We start from the raw sequence: 18,996 nt of genomic DNA on the forward strand, positions 1-18,996 counted from the left end.
CCGGCCTGGTCGCGGCTCACGGCTGCCCCGTGTCCGGCACCGGTGAGATCGCGCCACCGGCCGACAGCAGTCTCTCCGCCAGCGCGCGACAGCGGCTCCCGAGCTCCGGGGGGTCGAGCACCGTGAAGTCGTGCCCCAGCAGGACCATGTGCATGAGCACGAAGTCGAGGCTGCCGGCGCCGCTGAGCACCTCGCAGAGCTCGCTCCCCCGCCCTCGTACGACGGCCGCCGACGCCGGGATCTGCGCGCGCACCGTGTCGGCCGACGCGTGTACGAGGAAGCGCGCCCGGTGCGGGTAGACCCGGCTCGCCACACCCTCCTGCACGTACGTCGCCGCATCGGGTGCCGCGCGCGGGCGGAAGCGCCAGGTCCGTGCCGCCACCTCGGTCATCCGGTCGACGCGGAAGCTGCGCCAGTCGTCGCGGTCCAGGTCGTAGGCGAGGAGGTACCAGCGCCGGTCGGAGGCGACCAGGCGGTAGGGCTCGACCCGCCGCCGCGCCTCGCTCCCGGACGGGTAGTCGAAGCCGGCCTCGACCCCGTCGCGGCAGGCTCGGGCCAGCGTCATGAGCACCTCGGGGTCGACCGGCGGGCGGCCGCCGCTGAAGGACTCCACCGAGCCGGAGAGCGCGCGCACCTCGTGCCGTAGCCGGGTGGGCAGCACCCCGTCGAGCTTGGTCAGCGCCCGGAGTGCGGCGTCGCCGACGCCGGCGACCCCGCCACCCGCGCCGGCGAGCAGCGAGACCGCGATGGCGATCGCCTCCTCGTCGTCGAGCAGCAGCGGCGGCAGGTCCTGTCCCGGGCCGAGCTGGTAGCCGCCGCCGACACCCTGGCTGGCATGCACCGGATAGCCGAGCGTGCGCAGCCGCTCGACATCACGCCGTACCGTGCGCGGCGTGACCCTGAGCCGGTCGGCGAGCTCGGGGCCGGTCCAGACCTGGCGCTGCTGCAACAGCCCGAGCAGGGTGAGGACCCGCTCCGTCGTACCCCGCTCGTCACCGCGCGCCACGCCCATGTCGCCCACCCTGCCAGAGATAGCGGACCGATCCTGTCCGCCAGGGGTGTCAGGGTGACTCCATGGACGCAGACGCACTCGACTGGAACCGGACGCTGCGCGAGCAGTTCGAGTTCCACTGGAACCATCAGCTCCGAGCCCGGCTCGCCGGCCTCACCGACGACGAGTACTTCTGGTCGCCGGCGCCGGACGCCTGGAACGTGCGCCCGCGCGGCAGCTCGACCGCGCCCGTGCAGGGCGGTGCCGGGGACTTCACGATCGACTACGCCTTTCCCGCGGCAGTCACCACCATCGCCTGGCGGCTCGGCCATGTCATCGTCGGCGTGCTCGCCACGCGCAACGCCGCACACTTCGGCGCGCCGGCGGCGTCGTACGAGACCTGGGAGTACGCCGGCAGCGCGGCCACCGCGCTCGACCAGCTCGAGGCCCAGCTCGACGTGTGGCTGACCGGGGTACGCGACCTCGGCGAGGCCGGGCTCCGGGTGCCGGTCGGCGCGAAGGAGCCCTTCCCCGAGTTGCCCATGGCCGCTCTGGTGCTGCACATCCATCGCGAGCTGATCCACCACCTGTCCGAGGTCTGCCTGCTGCGCGACCTCTACCCGCATGCGGAACCCGCTACGAACGGAATAGCCCGATGAGCCGCCAGTTCCAGGTCACCTTCGACGCACACGACCCGCGGGCGCTGTCGTTCTTCTGGCGCGACGCGCTGGGCTACGTCCATCCCGGCCCGCCCGGGGTCGACCTGCCCGAGGACGCCGACCCGATGGCCGCGTGGGACGACTTCCTCGCGCGGATCGGCGTGCCGGAGGAACAGCGCAACACGAGTTCGGCGATCGAGGATCCGGACGGGCGCGGCCCGCGGCTCTTCTTCCAGCAGGTGCCGGAGGACAAGGTCGCCAAGAACCGCGTCCACCTCGACGTCCGGGCGGCTCCCGGCCTGCGGGGGGAGGAGCGGATGGCGGCGCTGGAGGTCGAGTGCGACCGGCTCGCCGCGCTGGGAGCGACGCGGGTACGTCGCTACGAGCCCGATCCCCCGATGGGCTCCGGCTTCATCGTGATGACCGACCCGGAGGGCAACGAGTTCTGCCTGGACTGATGCAGCTCAGCCGTGGTCGCGGGAGCCGCGGCCGGTCCTGCGGCCGAGGTGTGGCCCGGCGGTGGCGAGGTGCCCCAGCCCCCGTGATCGACCGCTGTCGGGGCGGCCGGGTGGGCCTGCGACACTAGTCGCGCTCCCAGCGCGGAGCCCTGGTGCGCGTCCGGAAGCGGACCAGGGCACCCGTCCGGTGGCTCCGGTGGCGCCGCCGGAGCCACCGGACGCCTTCCGCGCCGGTCGGCGTAGAGCACGAGAGTGCCGTTCACGCTGTGCCCGATGAGGGGCCGCAGTGAACCAGCCCGACCAACCCCCTGGACCAATCTGTGTCGCGACCTGTCGTCCCTTTCGGACTCGCTGCGACGGTTTCGGTCGATGTGATATTTATCTATCCTTTCCGAGGCGCGATCTTTGGACGGGCCCCACGTGAGACATTGTCGGCGCCATGGGGTGCGCATCTGGTTACCCTGTGTGACTTTCCTTGTATCTCGCAGAGGTGGGGTTCGAATGGTCGGACACGGGGGCTTTCGCCTGCTGTCCCAGCCCAGACGGGTGGTCGCGGCGATCGCGGCGACGTCGCTGGCGGCGGGGCTGTTGTCGGGTTCGCCGGCATCGGCGAAACCGGTGGACGACGGGCAGGCGAAGCTGCCCGCTATGTCGCCGGGCCGGTCGGTGAAGGGGGTGAAGCCCCTTCCGACGAACTTCGTGGCGCCGCCTGACCAGGCGAGGTCGAACCACCGGCCGTCGCGGACGGCGTGGCCGAAGGCCGCATCCGCGCAGGTGGACCTGGCGGCGTCGGCGTCCACCACCGGTGCGCGGAAGGCGGTGCCTGCGAAGGCGCGGGCGGCGGGGACGCCGGTGTGGGCGCAGCCGGTCGCGGCGAAAGGCGGTCGGTACGCCGGCCCGCAGCGGCTGGAGGTCACCGTCGTCGACCGGGTCGCGGCGGAGGCTGTCGGCTTGGACGGGGTGCTGCTGTCGGTGGCTCCGTCGGCCGGGACCGCCAACGGCACCGTGCGGGTCGGCGTGGACTACGCCGAGTTCGCCGAGGCATACGGCGGTAACTACGGCTCGCGGCTGAGGCTGGTGCGGCTGCCAGGGTGTGCCCTGACCAGCCCGCAGGTCGCCGAGTGCCGCGCCGCGACCCCGCTGCCGTCGACCAACGACGTCGCCGCCAACTCCGTGTCGGCGGAGGTCCCGCTGACGGCCGCCGGTCCCGCCGCCCGCGCGGCGGACACCGCGACGGTGCTGGCGGCCGTCGCGGCTGTTGGGGACGAAGGCGGTGAGGGTGGCACCTACGCCGCGACCGAACTGTCGCCGTCCCAGTCCTGGACCGCGGGTGGTAGCACCGGCTCGTTCAGCTACTCCTACCCGGTGGCGCTGCCGTCTACCCGCTCCAAGTTGGTGCCGAAGGTCGCACTGTCGTACGACTCGGGTGCGGTCGACGGGCAGACCTCCTCGACCAACGCCCAGGCGTCGTGGGCCGGTGACGGATGGACCACTCCGAGGTCGTACGTCGAGCAAACCTTCGTTTCCTGCAAGGACGATCCGGGTGGCAGTCCCTCCCCCGTCGAGACCTACGACCGTTGCTACACCGGCCCGATCCTGACCATCGCGTTGAACGGCTCGTCGAGTTCGCTGATCTGGGATGCCACCAAGGAGGTGTGGAAGCTCCAGAACGACACCGGAGCCGTGGTCACCCAGGTGACAAACTCGGGCAACGGCAGCGGGACCTACAACACCGACTACTGGCGGGTCACCGAGCGCGATGGCACGGTCTACGAGTTCGGTCGCAACCGTTTGCCGGGCTGGACCGCCAGCAAGGCGGAGACGAAGTCGGTCGACCACACCCCGGTCTACTCGCCGCACTCGGGCGATCCCTGCTACAACTCGGCGGGTTTCTCCTCGTCGGTGTGCACGATGGCGTACCGATGGAACCTGGACTACGTCAAGGACGTCCACGGCAACGCGATGGCCTACTACTACAACCAGGCCACCAACTACTACGGCCGTAACAAGGGTGTCACCGACGTCACGTACGTCCGGGACAGCAACCTCGCCCGGATCGACTATGGCTTCCGCGACAACGGGGCGTACGGCACCGTGCCGAACCAGGTCGTCTTCAACACCGGCGACCGCTGCCTGTCGGGCACCTGCCAACCGCTGAACTCCGCGAACAAGGCGAACTGGCCAGACGTGCCGTTCGACCTGGTCTGCAACTCCGGCACCGACTGCCAGGCGTGGAGCCCGTCGTTCTTCTCCACCGCCCGGCTGACCTCCATCGAGACTCAGCAGTACGACACCGCCACCTCGACCTACAAGAAGGTGGACTCGTACGCGCTGGCGCACACCATGCCACCCACCGGCGACGGCACCTCCCCGACGCTGTGGCTCACCTCGATCACCCGCACGGGCCACGACACCACCTCGGGCGGTTCCACCACGGCCGTCGCGCTGCCCTCGGTGTCGTTCAGCGGGATCAAGCTGGCCAACCGGGTCGACACCACCGGCGGCCTGCCGAGCTTCTACCGGCAGCGCATCTCGGCGATCACCACGGAGATCGGCTCCGTCATCTCGCCCAGCTACGAACTGCCCCAGCCGTGTACCGCCCCGGTCACGACCAGCCCGGCCTCGAACACGAAGTCCTGCTACCCGGTCTACTGGACGCCGGAGGGGTACGTCAACGAGATCCGGGACTGGTTCCACAAGTACGCCGCCACCCGGGTCACCGCCACCGACCTCACCGGGGGCGCCCCCGCCACGTCCACCAGCTACGAGTACGTGGGCGGTGCCGCCTGGCACTACGACGACAACGAGGTGGTCAAGGCCAAGTACCGCACCTACGGCCAGTTCCGCGGCTACGGCAAGGTCCGGGTGCGCGGCGGCGACGGGGTCAACGATGCCCGCACGCTGTCCGAGACGGCGTACTACCGCGGCATGAGCAAGAACAACAACACCACGGTCGTCAACGTCACCGACTCGGCCGGCGGGAATCACGAGGACGTCGACCAACTCGCCGGCCGCGAGTTGGAGTCCACCCGCTACGTCGGCGACGGCGGCCCGGTGGACAGCTCGGCGGTCACCTCCTACTGGGTGTCGGGAGCGACCGCGACCCGCACCCGCACCGGTCTCTCCCCGCTGACCGCGACGATCGCAGCCCCGGTGCGGATCTGGCGGCGGCAGGCGGTCACCACCGGTGGCACCACGACCTGGCGATACAGCGCGACCGACAACTCGTACGACGCGTCCACCAGCTCGGCCACCTTCGGCCTGCTCAAGCACACGTACGAGCATGCGGTGCCGGTGAACGCCGCCTACGACCGGTGCACCACCACGTCCTACGCCGCACCGAACACCGGACTCAACCTCGTCGGCCTGACCAGCGGGACCGAGACGGTGTCGGTAACCTGCGGCGGCTACGCCCAGGGTTCGTCGGCCACGGTGCCGGGTGCCATGAACGCCCTGACCGCCCCGGCCACGGTCAGCCGGCCGGCGCAGGTCCTCTCGCACGTCCGCACCTTCTACGACGACCCGGCCTTCGCCACCACGTTCCCGCAGGCCGCCGCGCCCACCAGGGGCAACGTCACCATGGTCCGGAAGGCCGCCGACTGGGTCTCCGGCGCGTACGTCTACCAGACCACCGACCGGGCGGAGTTCGACGCGTACGGCCGGGCTACCGGCAGCTGGGACGGCAACGGCAACAAGAGCACCGTCAGCTACACCGACAACGCCGTCGGCCTCACCACCGCCCTGATCGCGACGAACGCGGAGGGCCACGCCACCGCCAACACCGTCACGCCGATGCGGAACCTGACCACCGCCAGCACCGATCCGAACGGGATCGTGAACCGCAGCCAGTACGACGCGCTGGGCCGGCTCACCGGGGTCTGGCTGGCCTCCCGGGCCATCAGCAACCCCGCCCACGTCAAATACACCTACACGGTGTCGAAGACCGGGCCGACGGCCACAACGGCACAGACGCTCAACAACAACAGCGGCTACCAGAAGACGACCACCATCTTTGACGCGCTGAACCGGGTGCGGCAGACCCAGGCGGAGACCCCGCAGGGCGGCCGGATGGTCACCGACACGTTCTACGACAGCCGGGGCTGGGTGCGCGCGACGTACAACGGCTGGTGGGACGCTTCCGTCACGCCGAACACCACCCCGGTTTCCGCCGACAACCTGCTGAAAAAGGCGCTGAACCAGACCTTCAACACGTACGACGGCCTCGGTAGGGTCACCCTGGCCGAGAGCGCCCGCGACGGCGTGGTCAAGTCGGCTACCAGGACCGTGTACAACGGCGACCGGACGACGGTGATCCCGCCGACCGGCGGCACCACCACGGCGGTGGTGACCGACCCGATGGGCCGGACCGAGAAGCAGCTCCAGTACACCTCGGCGCCGACGTTGAGCAGCCCGGCCAGCCCGTTCACCGGGATCTACCACCTGACCGGCGGCACGACGGTCGCCACCAGCTACGGCTACGACGGCGGCGGTAACCAGGCCACCCTGACCGACACCGACGGCAACGTCTGGACCAGCCAGTACAACCTGCTCGGGCAGGTGGTCAGCAAGGACGACCCGGACGCCGGCACCAGCACCATGCATTACGACGGAGTCGGCAACATCGTCGAGACCACCGACTCCAGGGGCAGGACGACGTCGTTCACCTACGACAAGATCAACCGCAAGACGGCCCACCACGCTGCCGCCGTGTCGGCGCAGGCGACGGGCAATCAGCTCGCTGCCTGGGTGTACGACAACGACAATCTCGCCGTAGCCTTGATGACCAACCCGATCGGCAAACTGACCACGTCGACTGCCTTCCGCAACGGTGCCGCGTACAGCACGCAGTGGACCGGCTTCAACGCGTTCGGCTCCTCGACCGGCGAGACGGTCACCATCCCCGCCGTGGAGGGGCTGCTCGGCAACACCTACGGCTACACCCACAGCTTCAACAGCACTACGGGCAAACCGTCCGGTGACAGCTACCAGGCCCGGGGCGGTCTGCCTGCCGAGAGCACCCTGCGCGGCTACGTAGGCAACCTGGACATGCCCAGCGGCCTTGCTGGCCTCGCGACCTACGCCAGTTCGACGGATTACGACGCCTGGGGCCGGGTGACCCGGGGCGTCGTCGGCCCGAGCAACAGCGCGGCCTCCGTCGTCAACACCTACGACGACCACAACAGCCGGCTCCAACAGCAGTCGGTGACGAAAACGACGACCACGACCAGCGATGTCGGTAGGAAGGACTACGAGTACGACCTGTACGGCAACATCCTCAAGACCGTCGACACCCGCTACCTGCCGGGCGCGGCCTCCGAGACCGGGTGCTACCGGTACGACGCACTGCGGCGGCTCACCGGGGCATGGACCGCGACCGACGACTGCGCGGTCACCCCGACGACGGGCAACCGTGCCATGGTGGGCAGCGGGATCGGCGCCACCAGCGCCTACTGGACCGAGTGGGAGATCAACTCGCTCGGCAACCGCACCAAGCAGACCCAGTACTCGCTGACCGGCGGCACCGACACCGCCACCACCTACGCCTATGACGGCAACGGCGGCGGGCAGCCGCACACCGTGACGGGTACGACCACCACGGGCGGCCTCACCGGCAGCACCTCGTACGCCTACGACAGCGCCGGCAACATGACCACCCGTCAGGCCGGCCAGGGCACGCAGACCCTCGCCTGGGACGACACCGGGGAGTTGACCTCGGTCACCGGCGGCACCGACGGGGACAGCACGTTCCTGAACGACGCCGACGGCAACCTGCTCATCCAGCGGGACCCCGGGGTGACCACGCTCTACCTGTTCGGCGAGCAGATCACCCTGAACACCACCACCCAGACCCTGAGCGGTGTCCGGTACCACGCGCTGCCCGGCGGGGCGGCGGCCTACCGGACGGGCAGCGGCACCGCGTACGGCTTCATCGTGCCGGACCACCAGGGCACGCCGAGCCTTTACCTCAACAACACCGCCCAGGTGCCGACCTGGCGGCAGTACACCCCGTACGGCGCACCGCGTGGCGCCACCGTGTCGGCGCCGGACAACCGGGGCTTCCTCAACCAGCCGCTCAACCCGACCACCGGCCTGACCCAGGTCGGCGCCCGCAACTACGACCCGACCATCGGCCGTTTCGTCTCGCTGGACCCCCTCCAGGATCTGACCGACCCGCAGCAGTGGAACGGCTACTCATACGCCAACAACTCCCCGGTCACCTCCAGTGACCCGTCGGGAATGATCCCCGAAGACTGCAGGGACCACGACTGCCGCGGCTATGACCCCATTAACGGCTGCCCGTACGGCTGCGGTACGCCGGAGAACATCAAGTGGGGCGACGACAACGGCAAGACAACCACCAAGTCCAGCAAGGACAACCACCCGCGGGACCTGGGATATGGCATCCGGGTGCCGGAGAGCGTGCCGTTCGACGAGTTCATGCGTCGCTGGCGCGAGCAGCGGGCCAAGTGGTTCTCGGAAAGAAGCCAGGGCAACAACACGGACTGGATGCGCGTCGACACCGCCGTACTCGCCATGAACATCTGCGCCGAGATGGGCAGGCCCGGCGGGTGTAAGCAGTGGATCGAGAAGGAACTCTGGGAGACCCTCTACCAGTGGGGCGTTGACAACCTGCCGATGGACGAGAGCCCTGGCATGGTCGGCGGCATAGGCAAGGGTGGAGGCAAGAGCGGCGGCAGAGGCACCGGATCGCGTCGCGGCGGCTGCATGAGCTTCAGTGGTGACACCGAGGTCCTCATGGCCGACGGCACCACCAAGAAGCTCGAAGAGATCCAGGCCGGTGATGAAGTTCTGGCGTCTGACCCCGAAACCGGCGAGCAGGGGCCGCGCACCGTCACCCGCGTCTGGGTGCACACGGACGACCTGGTCGATCTCGATATCGGCGGCGCTCTCCTAACCACCACCGAGGACCACCCGTTCTGGAACCAGACCGACCGCGAGTGGCAGTCTGCGGAGGCTCTCGACCAGGGCGATTTGGTAGCTGGTCCGTATGGTCACTTTGCCCCCGTGGGATACCTCCGGCCGGCCTCGGTCAGGACGGCATTGGCATACAACCTGACCGTTGACGGCATACACACCTACTATGTTCTGGCCGGCGAAGCGCCTGTCCTGGTGCACAACACGGACGGGCAGCCGGTACCAAAAATCATCCAGCGGGGAATTCAGCAGATCATGGATGGAACGTTGCAGCAGCGCGTCAATCCGGATGGGTCGTTGGATGTGTATCAAGGTGGCAACAATCGAAAGACGCAATGGTGGGCTGGTGCTCAGATCTACGCACCGGATCCGAACAACAACGCTTATCGTATCTTGAAGAAGGGTGATAAGTTCGCTTATGTGGCTCCGGATGGAAAGAACCCGACCGGGCATAACTACAACAAGCTGACTCCCTACGTTCCCGGGTGTTGAGGTTGATGCGACATCAAAAGCAGCTGTCAGGTCAACTCGTGGCAGAAATGGAAAACTTCGGTTTCAAGTTCCTCGGCTTCCAAAAGTCGACCGGGATACCAAGTTTCGCTGCCTGGATGGTGGCGTCCTGTCGACCGAACGAGGGACGGCGAGACCGAATTGTGGCACTTGCCGACCCGGATCAGGTCTCCAAGGCCAACGCGGATTGGTATTCGTTGTCGGAGGAATCTGGTCTGTTTGCGGACAGGCGCTTCCTGGTCTCGCTTGAGGTTCCTCTCATGGCACCTGAGGGGGGCGATGAGGAGGTGGGTGAGCTTGTATGGGGCTTGGTTGAACTGGCCGAGGAGTGGGACGTCATGGGCGTCGGAGCGGCGTCAGGCGTTCTCGGCTGGGGGTTCGGCTGCCCCGGATTTGCAATGTCCTCGGTGAGCGGGTCAGTTTTCGTTCAAGGAACCGTTTGGCAGGACAGCATCGGAATCGCCGTTCTGCCCTCCCCCTTTCAAATTCCTTCTCTCCGCGAGGTTGTCCGTCGAAATGTGGGGAAGTCGTACCGTACGACGGCGGAGAACGAGGATGCCATGGCCTGGCTCGCCCGTGGTGCATGGTTGGATGACTAATCAGGGGGCCTGAAGCGAGCATCCGTGGCTTGCGGCGTCGCCGCAGGCCTGGAGTTGCCGTTCACATATAAGTGGTTGGCGGTCATGATTTCAGGCGTGCGGCACCGTGGCGAACGCCGCATGATCGACCGCACTCCGGGGCGGAGACTAGGAGCCTGAGACACTGTTCTCGCTCCCAGCGCGGAGCCCCGGTCCATTCCGGAGTGGGCCAGGGCACCCGTCCGGTGGCGCCGCCGGCGCCACCGGACGCCTTCCGCGCGCCGGATCTTCGGTGTCGACGTGCCGTGTCACTGACATGGTGTTATCCGAGTGCGGCGGTGCCCCAGGTCAGTGACACGAAGTCGATCATGGACGACAGGAGCGGGGCGGCGGGGATGATCAGCGGAAAGTTCCAGATCAGAGCCGAGGAAACACCCGTCAGGACATGATCAGTTGTGGGAAGGGATCGCGCCGGTCACAGCCGTCCCGCTACCGTACTGGTAACACGCGCGTAGCCCGTCCTGGCGGGAGCATCCCGTCCGGCGGCACGCGCCGGGCATGGGATGGGTCGGTGAGCCATGGCCGGGTCACAGTCCGACGGTCGGCTGTCGGAGGTCAAGTTCCTCACCGTCGCCGAGGTGGCGACGGTGATGCGGGTGTCCAAGATGACGGTCTACCGTCTCGTGCACAGCGGTGAACTGACCGCCGTGCGGGTCGGCCGGTCGTTCCGCGTGCCCGAGCACGCGGTGCACGAGTACCTGCGGGGCGCCTTCCAGGAGACCGCCTGATCCGTCCGTTTTGATCCGTTCCGGGCCGCCCGGCCGGATGCGACGTAACGGGCATCGACGGGGGCGCGTTGGTCCTGCTGACGCTCTCCGGTTACCCTGGACCGGACCGTGACCTGACACCGGTGCGCCCCACCGCCCGCCAGTCGGTCCGGTCCGTTGTCCGCAAGCGGTCGTCGACGCCACTACGTGGTGTCATCCGGTCCGTCCCGCACGTTGCAATCGAAAGGCTGTCGTCGTATGGGCTCGGTGGTCAAGAAGCGCCGTAAGCGCATGGCTAAGAAGAAGCACCGCAAGCTGCTGCGCAAGACCCGCGTCCAGCGTCGCCGTCTCGGCAAGTGACCCGGGCCGGGCCCTGGCCCGGCAGCGCGTCACTTGCCAACTGTCGACCCTCGGAGGCTCAGGTGATCAGGCCGCGGTTCCCCCGGCTCGATCTCCCCTGTCGAGGTAGGTGCACGACATGACCCCCGGTGGCACCTCAGGTGCCCCGGGGGCGGTTGTCGTCACCGGGACCGGGCGCTACCTCGGCGCCCACGTCGCGGCCCGGCTCGCCGCCGACCCGCGGATCGAGCGGGTGATCGGCGTCGACCCGGCCGATCCGAACCCGGAGCTGGCCGGCCTGCTCGGCGGCGTCGAGCTGATCCGGATCGACCTCGACTCCCTCGGCAGCCTCCTCGCCGACCTCGACGTCGACGCCGTCGTGCACCTGGCCCTCGCCACGGCCCCCGACCAGCAGCAGGGCGGGCGGTCGGCGATGAAGGAGCAGAACGTCATCGGCACCATGCAGCTCCTCGCCGCCTGCCAGCGGGCGCCCCGGCTGCGCAAGCTCGTGGTCCGCTCGTCGACCGCCGCCTACGGGGCGTCGTTCCGCGACCCGGCGGTCTTCACCGAGGAGACCGAGCCGCGCGAGGTGCCGCGCGGCGGCTTCGGCCGCGACATCCTCGACATCGAGGGGTACGTCCGCGGCTTCCGCCGCCGCCGTCCCGACGTCACCGCCACCGTGCTGCGGTTCGCGCCGTTCATCGGCTCCACCGCCGACACCACGCTGACCCGGTACTTCTCCCAGCCGTTCGTGCCCACGGTGTTCGGGCGGGACCCCCGGCTGCAGTTCGTGCACTTCGACGACGCGCTGGAGGTGCTGCACCGGTCGGTCGCCGAGGACCACCCGGGGACGTACAACGTGGCAGGGCCGGGTGTGCTCGCCCTGTCCCAGGCGATCAGGCGGGCCGGCCGGGTGGGCGTCCCGGTGCTCGAACCGGGCCTGTCCGGGGCCGCCGCGATGGCCCGCAACCTCGGCTTCGGCCGGTACGGCCTGGACCAGGTCGACCTCTTCGTGCACGGCCGGGTGGTCGACACCTCCGCGCTGAAGCGCGAGTACGGCTTCACGCCCCGGTCAACCGTCGCCGCGTTCGACGACTTCATCCGCGCCCACCAGGGCGGGGTGGTGGTCACCCGGGAGTACCTCGCCGCCGCCGAACGGGCCGTCCTCGACGGCATCCGCCAGGTGCGCGCGGCCGTACGGGAGCAGCCGTGAGCCGGCCGGACGAGCAGGGCGGGAGGGCCGGGGCCAACGGCCGGTACGACGTACCGCCGGTCTCGGCCGGCCAGAACGGGGAACCGGCGCGGCGAAACGGCCATCACCCGGCCCCGGACGCAGCCCTGATCCCGGACGCCGAACCGGCCCCGGACACCGCCCCGACCTCGGACACCGAACCGGCCTCGGGCACCGCCCCGACCTCCTCGGACGCAGTGTCGACGGGTGAGCCGGTGGCTTCCGGGCCGCGGGAGCCGGCGGTCCCGGACGGGCCCGGCGACGTGTGGGACCGGCGGGTCGCGTCCGGGCTGGCGTTCCTGCGGCGCCGATTCTCCGGCGACTACCCGGTGGACGAGTTCGGCTTCGACCCGGACCTGACCGAGTCGGTCTTCCACCCGCTGCTGCGGATGCTCTACCGGGACTGGTTCCGCACCGAGGTCACCGGCCTGGAGCACGTCCCGGCGGACGGGGCCGGCCTGGTGGTCGGCAACCACTCCGGCACGGTGGCGCTGGACGCGCTGATTCTCTCGGCAGCCCTGCACGACCAGCACCCGGCCCACCGCTACCTGCGGCTGCTCGGGGCCGACCTGGTCTTCCGGATGCCGGTGCTCTCCGCGGTCGCCCGCAAGACCGGCGGGACGGTCGCCTGTAACCCGGACGCCGAGCGGCTGCTCGGCTCCGGCGAGCTGGTGGGCGTCTTCCCCGAGGGGTTCAAGGGCGTCGGCAAGCTCTACTCCGACCGGTACAAGCTGCAACGCTTCGGCCGCGGCGGGTTCGTCTCGGCGGCGCTGCGCACCGGCACCCCGATCGTGCCGGTGGCCATCGTGGGCGGCGAGGAGATCTACCCGATGCTCGCCGACATCAAGCCCCTCGCGCGGCTGCTCAAGCTGCCGTACTTCCCGGTCACGCCGACGTTCCCGTGGCTCGGCCCGCTGGGGATGGTGCCGCTGCCGAGCAAGTGGCTGATCGAGTTCTGCCCGCCGATCCCGACCGCCCACCTCACCGACTCCGCCGACGACCCGCTGGTCGTGTTCAACCTCGCCGACCAGGTGCGGGAGACCATTCAGCAGACCCTGCACAGCCTGCTGGAGCGCCGCCCCGATCCCTTCGGTCCCTAACCCGCCCGGCCTCCCTCTCAAGGCGTTGATCAAGAGGGTTGCGTCATCCCACGAGGGATTCCTGACGCGAACCTGTTGACCAACCCGGGGTGGGTCAGTGGGCGTGGCGGCGGCGGTGCAGGGCTAGGCCGGCGCTCACTGCGCCGGCCAGCACCCCGGCCGCTGCCGTCGACGGCAGGGCGATCCTGGCCGCCCGCCGGCCGGTGCGGAAGTCCCGTACCTCCCAGCCCTCCTGCCGGGCCTGCCGCAGCAGGGCGCCGTCCGGGTTGATCGCCACCGCCCGGCCGACCGTGGAGAGCATCGGCAGGTCGTTGGCGGAGTCGCTGTAGGCGGAGCAGCGGGACAGGTCCAGCCCTTCGACCTCGGCGAGTTGGGCCACCGCCTCGGCCTTGGCCGGGCCGTGCATCAGGTCGCCGACCAGCCGGCCGGTGTACGCGCCGTCGACCACCTCGGCAACGGTGCCGATCGCCCCCGTCAGGCCCAGCCGGGCCGCGATCACCCGGCCGATCTCGACGGGCGCGGCGCTGACCAGCCAGACCCGCTCGCCGGAGTCGAGGTGCCGCTGCGCGAGGCGGCGGGTGCCGGCCCAGATCCGGGGGGCCATCAGCTCGTCGAAGATCTCCTCGGCGAGCCGTTCCACGTCGTCCACCCGCCAGCCCTCGACGAAGGCCAGGGCGGCCTCCTTGGCCTGCGACATGTCCCCGGCGTGCTCGGTGGCGAGCACCCGGAACCGCAGCTGCCGCCAGGCGAACCGGGCCAGGTCGCCGGTGGTGAAGTACTTCCGGGCGGCGAGCCCGCGGGCGAACCAGTAGATCGACGCGCCCTGCATCATCGTGTTGTCCACGTCGAAGAACGCGGCGGCGCCCGGGTCGGGGGCGATCGGGGTGGCCGGCGCGGCCTCGGTCTCCGCCCAGCCGGCCGTGTGACCGTGGCGGTCGGTGCTGACTGTCACCCTGCGGGTACGGGCCACGCGACCTCCCTCGCTCGACGACCACGACCAGTGCCTTCCGCGAGAGTAACCGGGCCGGGTGGCCCCCCGGCCCGTCGAGCGGGAACTGTGGCGCACAATGCCCGTCCGCTGGTGAGAGGCCCTGTCGGCACCCCGTGGCGGGCTGGGCCGCGAGCCGAGGGCCGTCGCGCGGTGGGTCGGTGGGTCGGCGGGGCGGTGACTCAGCGGTCGCCGGGACAGGCCGCGGGGGTCGGTCCGAGAGCGTCGCTGCCGGCCGGGGCGGGCAGCTCGCAGTCGATGGCCGCACGCAGCGCGTCGGAGCGCTTCCGGATCGCGTCGAGCAGGGCGAGCGACCGGCGGATCCGGTCCCGCTCCGCCCGGCTGGCCCCGTCGAGCAGGTCGCCGACCGCGCGGCGCTGCCCGGCGACGAAGGTGTTCACCGCGTCCAGGCCGGCCGGGTCGGTGCGCTGCGCGGCGGCGCTGGTCAGCAGCCGTACGCCCTGGCGGCTGTCCGAGTCCATGTCGTCGAGGACGGCCTCGAACCCGAGCCGGTCCCCGCGCAGCGCGGCGGCCTCGTCGAGCCGGGTGCGGGCGAAGTCGAGGAAGAGCTGGCCACGGCTGAGGTTCGAGCTGGCCAGCGCGAGCTGGGCCCGTTCCGTGGAGCGCTTCATGCCGTACAGGGCGTCGCCGGGCACCGCGTTCTCGCTGGCGGCGGAGATGCCGGAGACGGCGATGGCGCCGGCGGCCACCCCGACCAGGATGGCGCCCCGGGCGCGGGCCCGGCGGGCGGTCACGGCGGGCAGGAACGAGCCGCGCTGCCCGGCGCCGACCGCGCCCCGGTGGCCGGCAGGCCCCGCCTCGGTCGACCCGGTCGCCGTGACGCCGACACCCTCCCGTTCGGCCGTGGCGACGAGCATCGCCCGTAGCCCGGTGCGGAAGCCGGTGTCGATCTCGACGGTCGGGGGATCGGCGCTGAACTGCCGGCTGACCGCGACGAGCGCGGCGAGCTGGTCGTCGGCCCGGGACCTGACGTGGTGACGTCGGCCGCCGTTGGCTTCGTCGAGAAGCTGCGCGAAGCGCTCGGCGCGCCGGCGGGAGAAGAGGTCACTGTCCACCGCAGGCACCTCCTCTCGCTGGTCACGGCCGGTCGGCCGCTGTCCTCACCAGCGACCGGCGGCAGCGCGCGCCGACGAACGAAAGGCCGTGGTCGGCCGCGCTGTCCGGACCGTGGGGCCCGGGGATGCCGGGGCAACCACCGGTCGCACCCGGAGAAACGCTCCGCGCCGGGCACGGGTTACGGGGCCGGCGGGAGCGAAACCACGAAGAGTGATGGTCGTCACGCCCCGGTGAGCGTCGATCCATTCGTCCGGGGGGTGGGTGAGCAGGGCAGCCGTCGCTGCCGCCGGTGTCGACCGGAAGTTCCGCGTGCCGCGGCGGCCGGATCGGTGCGGACCGGGGAACCGGGTCGGGGCTCGCCGCAGCGGTCGGATCAGGGCTGGAAGCCGTCCGGCAGGAGCCGGGCCAGGGCCCGGACCGCACGATACTGCAACGCCTTGATCGCGCCCTCGTTCTTGCCCATCGCCCGGGCGGTCTCCGCGACCGAGAATCCCTGGAGGAACCGCAGCACGATGCACTCCTGCTGCTCCGGGTTGAGCTGCTTCACGGCGGTGAGCAGCGCGACGTTGGTGATGTGCTCGACGACGGCAGCCTCCGGGCTGCCCTCCGGCCCGCGGTCCTCCCGGTCGGCGTCCAGCACGTCGCCGGTGGTGACCTCCAGCCGGTACCGCCCGGACTTGAAGTGGTCGGCGACCAGGTTCCGGGCGATGGTGACCAGCCACGCGCCGAGGTCCCGGCCCTGCCACGTGAAGCTGCCGATCCGCTTGAGGGCACGCAGGAACGTGTCGGAGGTGAGGTCCTCGGCGAGCTGCCGGTTGCCCACCCGGAAGTAGACGAAGCGGAAGACCGTGTCCACGTACCGGTCGTAGATCAGCCCGAACGCCTCGGACTCGCCGGCCTGGGCGCGTTCGATCAGCTTCCAGACCTCCGTGGCCGGGTCGGACGGGTCGGGCCGGCTCGGGTAGCCGGTCGACGTGCCGCCAGGCCCGGCGGGCGGCCCGGCCGGCGGCCCGGCGGGCACCGCCGGCAGCACCGCGGTCTCGGTCGCCGCCGGGTCGGTCGCCGATGGCGTGTCGCCGGTGCGCCGGCCCTGGGCCGGCATCATCGGCCTGGCCGGCGAGGCGACCCGGCCGCCATTGCCCCCGGGTGCGGCCGGGCGAGGTGGGGCCTCGTTGTGGTGCGAGCGGTTGGGCAGGCGTCTGGACGCCCCGTCGCCGCGCACAGGTTGGCTCCACATGTCGTCCGAGCCGCGCGGCGCGCCCAGCCGTTCGTTGAGGGCGGCGCGGGCCGCCCCGGCCAGCCCGCCCGGTCGCTCTGCGTAGCTGAAACTGGTCACCGTGCCTCCCCGGTCCGGTCCCACGCCGGCCGCCGGCCCGCCGCCGTGCGGGCGGGGCCATGGTGGTCGGGCAGGATCCTTCCGGGACATGCCGACGGGCGGCAGATCCCATTGAGGTGCTGGTCCAATGCACTCACAGGCACGGGGGCCTCCTCGGGCTGAGGGGTGTCGACTCACGGCAAATGGGGTGAGCCGACCCGAGTGATGATAGGGCCAACGTCACCCGCGCGTGGCAAGTCCGTTACACAGAGCGGAAGTATTTCCCGACCCGTCGTACCAATGGCGGACCGGTTGTCCGTCGCGCGTGGTTGACTTTCGCCCGGGGAGCTGGTCCGCAATGGAACCCCAGGTCACCGGGCTGATGCCGGCCCCTCCGGCGGGCCCCCGGACGGCGTGCGGCCGGGCCGGCGCGACGATGCCGGCGAGGCCCGGACGCGGCGTCGGGCCCGGCTCGGGCAGGGCCGGTTGGCGGAGGCTACGCCAGACTCCGCCACCGTGCAGGACGTAGCCGACGACTCCGCGCCGAACCTCGTCGGCCGGCTCCGCCGGGCGGCGGTCGGCCACGGCGGCCGTCCCGCGTCGCGCTGGCGGGACACCACTGTGACCTGATCACTACCGGACGCCTCGGTGGCCGCGGTCACGCCCGCCCCGGCCGCGCTCGGCCGCCCGACCGTCCCGGCACCTCGCTCACCCTCCGTGCCGGCCGACGACCCACTGCCCGCCGACGGCTGGTGGGCTTCAACGTCTACCCGCACGAGGTGGAGGCGGTGTTTGCCGGCGCATCCGGGGGTGGCCGAGTCGGCGGTACCGGGTGTGCCGCATCCGCGGACCGGGGAGACTGTCCGGGTGTACGTGGTGCCGGCGCCGGGGCGCCCGGTGACCGGGTGGAGCTGCTCGCCCACTGCGCCCGTAACCTGGCCCGGTTCAAGTGCCCGACCGCCGTCGAGTTCGTCGACGCGCTGCCGTACTCGGCGATCGGCAAGGCGCGCGAGACCCAGCTCAGGCCGGCACCGTCCCCGGCGGCGCCGGCCGACATCCGCACGGAGGTTCCCGATGTCCAGTGACGCCCGACTCGCCCTGATCACCCGCCCCGGCTGCCACCTCTGCGAGGACGCCAAGGTGGCGCTCGACCGGGTGGTGGCGGTCACCGGGGACCGGTGGATCGAGCGGGACGTGACCGGCGACGTGGAACTGGAGCGCGAGTACGGCGACCGGCTGCCGGTGGTGCTGCTCGACGGTAAGGAGCACGGCTACTGGCGGGTGGAGGAGGAACGGCTGCTGCGGGACCTGACCACCCCGCAGCTCTGAGGCCCGCGCCGCCGGTCTTCCGCCCCGCCCTTCCCCGCGCGTCGGTGCGGGTCCTATCGTGCTGGGATGACCCCTGCGCGTCCCCATCTCGTGTGGGACTGGAACGGCACCCTGCTCAACGACCTCGACCTGGTGGTGGCGGCCACCAACGCCGTCTTCGCCAGCGTGGGCGGCCCGACGGTCAGCGCGGACGAGCACCGGGTGCGGTTCCGCCGCCCGATCGCCGACTACTACGCCGAGGTGCTCGGCCGGGCCGTCGACGACGCGGCGTTCGGCGAGCTGGACCGGATCTTCCACGACGCGTACCGCAGCGGGCTGACCACCTGCGTGCTCGCCGACGACGCGGCGGTGGCGATGGCGGCCTGGCCGGGCGGCCAGTCGCTGCTGTCGATGTGGTTCCACGACGAGCTGGTGCCCGCGGTGCACACCCACGGGCTGACCGACCGGTTCGCCCGGGTGGACGGGCTGCGCGCCACGGTCGGCGGGGACCGCAAGGCCGAGTCGCTGGAGCGGCACCTGACCGAGCTGGGGATCAACGGCCGCGACGTGGTGCTGATCGGGGACTCGATCGACGACGCCGACGCCGCCGAATCGGTCGGCGGCCGGGCCGTGCTCTACACGGGCGGGTTCACCGACCAGGCCCGGCTGCGCGCGTCCGGGCACCCGGTGGCCGACACCCTCACCGAGGCGGTCACCCTCGCCGCCACCCTCCGATGAC

15 protein-coding genes and 1 pseudogene are annotated in these 18,996 nt (G+C 70.8%); 12 read left to right on the plus strand and 4 right to left on the minus strand.

The annotated features are described in order from the left end of the window. Nucleotides 1–16: 16 nt before the first annotated feature. Nucleotides 17–1,012, minus strand: a complete 996-nt coding sequence (locus ACH4T9_RS06845) for a helix-turn-helix transcriptional regulator (protein WP_396670424.1) — start codon at nt 1,010–1,012, stop codon at nt 17–19. A gap of 62 nt (nt 1,013–1,074) precedes the next feature. Between ACH4T9_RS06845 and ACH4T9_RS06850 the strand changes: the two genes are divergently transcribed. From ACH4T9_RS06850 to ACH4T9_RS06890, 9 genes and pseudogenes are all read left to right on the plus strand, one after another. After that, nucleotides 1,075–1,650, plus strand: a complete 576-nt coding sequence (locus ACH4T9_RS06850; protein ID WP_396670423.1) for a DinB family protein — start codon at nt 1,075–1,077, stop codon at nt 1,648–1,650. Beyond that, nucleotides 1,647–2,108 carry a VOC family protein gene (locus tag ACH4T9_RS06855; RefSeq protein ID WP_396670422.1) on the plus strand — a complete coding sequence of 154 codons (462 nt, stop codon included), beginning with the start codon at nt 1,647–1,649 and terminating at the stop codon, nt 2,106–2,108. Before ACH4T9_RS06850 ends, ACH4T9_RS06855 begins: the two co-directional genes overlap by 4 nt. A gap of 85 nt (nt 2,109–2,193) precedes the next feature. Beyond that, nucleotides 2,194–2,351 (plus strand): annotated as a pseudogene (locus ACH4T9_RS06860) (ABC transporter ATP-binding protein); the annotation flags it as partial. A 432-nt stretch (nt 2,352–2,783) separates the two neighbouring features. Further along, nucleotides 2,784–9,536 carry an RHS repeat-associated core domain-containing protein gene (locus tag ACH4T9_RS06865; RefSeq protein WP_396670421.1) on the plus strand — a complete coding sequence of 2,251 codons (6,753 nt, stop codon included), beginning with the start codon at nt 2,784–2,786 and terminating at the stop codon, nt 9,534–9,536. A 38-nt stretch (nt 9,537–9,574) separates the two neighbouring features. Next, on the plus strand, nt 9,575–10,153 hold the full coding sequence (locus ACH4T9_RS06870; RefSeq protein ID WP_396670420.1) for a hypothetical protein: 579 nt from the start codon (nt 9,575–9,577) through the stop codon (nt 10,151–10,153). A 557-nt stretch (nt 10,154–10,710) separates the two neighbouring features. Further along, entirely contained in the window at nt 10,711–10,920 is a 210-nt protein-coding gene (locus tag ACH4T9_RS06875) for a helix-turn-helix domain-containing protein (RefSeq protein WP_007465625.1), read from the plus strand. 237 nt (nt 10,921–11,157) lie between these two features. After that, entirely contained in the window at nt 11,158–11,259 is a 102-nt protein-coding gene (locus tag ACH4T9_RS06880) for a 30S ribosomal protein bS22 (protein WP_007465623.1), read from the plus strand. Between the two features lie 118 nt (nt 11,260–11,377). After that, complete coding sequence (locus ACH4T9_RS06885) at nt 11,378–12,451, plus strand: NAD-dependent epimerase/dehydratase family protein (protein WP_396670419.1); 1,074 nt, start codon at nt 11,378–11,380, stop codon at nt 12,449–12,451. 233 nt (nt 12,452–12,684) lie between these two features. Further along, nucleotides 12,685–13,569 (plus strand): lysophospholipid acyltransferase family protein, encoded by an 885-nt coding sequence (locus tag ACH4T9_RS06890; protein ID WP_396670755.1) that lies wholly within the window; start codon nt 12,685–12,687, stop codon nt 13,567–13,569. A 94-nt stretch (nt 13,570–13,663) separates the two neighbouring features. Here ACH4T9_RS06890 and ACH4T9_RS06895 read toward each other — a convergent pair whose 3' ends face one another. The 3 genes from ACH4T9_RS06895 to ACH4T9_RS06905 all read right to left on the minus strand — a co-directional run bounded on the left by ACH4T9_RS06895 (nt 13,664) and on the right by ACH4T9_RS06905 (nt 16,970). Further along, complete coding sequence (locus ACH4T9_RS06895) at nt 13,664–14,539, minus strand: HAD family hydrolase (protein WP_396670418.1); 876 nt, start codon at nt 14,537–14,539, stop codon at nt 13,664–13,666. Between the two features lie 200 nt (nt 14,540–14,739). Next, entirely contained in the window at nt 14,740–15,633 is an 894-nt protein-coding gene (locus ACH4T9_RS06900) for a DUF5667 domain-containing protein (protein WP_396670417.1), read from the minus strand. A gap of 374 nt (nt 15,634–16,007) precedes the next feature. Then, complete coding sequence (locus tag ACH4T9_RS06905) at nt 16,008–16,970, minus strand: ECF subfamily RNA polymerase sigma factor, BldN family (RefSeq protein ID WP_396670416.1); 963 nt, start codon at nt 16,968–16,970, stop codon at nt 16,008–16,010. 884 nt (nt 16,971–17,854) lie between these two features. Here ACH4T9_RS06905 and ACH4T9_RS06910 point away from each other — a divergent pair. The 3 genes from ACH4T9_RS06910 (at nt 17,855) to ACH4T9_RS06920 (ending at nt 18,995) form a co-directional block, all read left to right on the plus strand. Beyond that, nucleotides 17,855–18,034 carry a hypothetical protein gene (locus ACH4T9_RS06910; RefSeq protein WP_396670776.1) on the plus strand — a complete coding sequence of 60 codons (180 nt, stop codon included), beginning with the start codon at nt 17,855–17,857 and terminating at the stop codon, nt 18,032–18,034. Next, the gene (locus tag ACH4T9_RS06915; protein WP_350887738.1) at nt 18,024–18,278 is read left to right on the plus strand and encodes a glutaredoxin family protein; all 255 of its coding nucleotides are present in this window, start codon (nt 18,024–18,026) and stop codon (nt 18,276–18,278) included. The genes ACH4T9_RS06910 and ACH4T9_RS06915 overlap by 11 nt, the downstream gene beginning before the upstream one ends. A 66-nt stretch (nt 18,279–18,344) precedes the next feature. Further along, on the plus strand, nt 18,345–18,995 hold the full coding sequence (locus ACH4T9_RS06920; protein WP_396670415.1) for an HAD family hydrolase: 651 nt from the start codon (nt 18,345–18,347) through the stop codon (nt 18,993–18,995). The last annotated feature ends 1 nt before the right edge of the window (nt 18,996 follow it).

Origin of the sequence: Micromonospora sp. NPDC020750 (assembly GCF_044334565.1) — a bacterium.
Lineage (GTDB): Bacteria > Actinomycetota > Actinomycetes > Mycobacteriales > Micromonosporaceae > Micromonospora.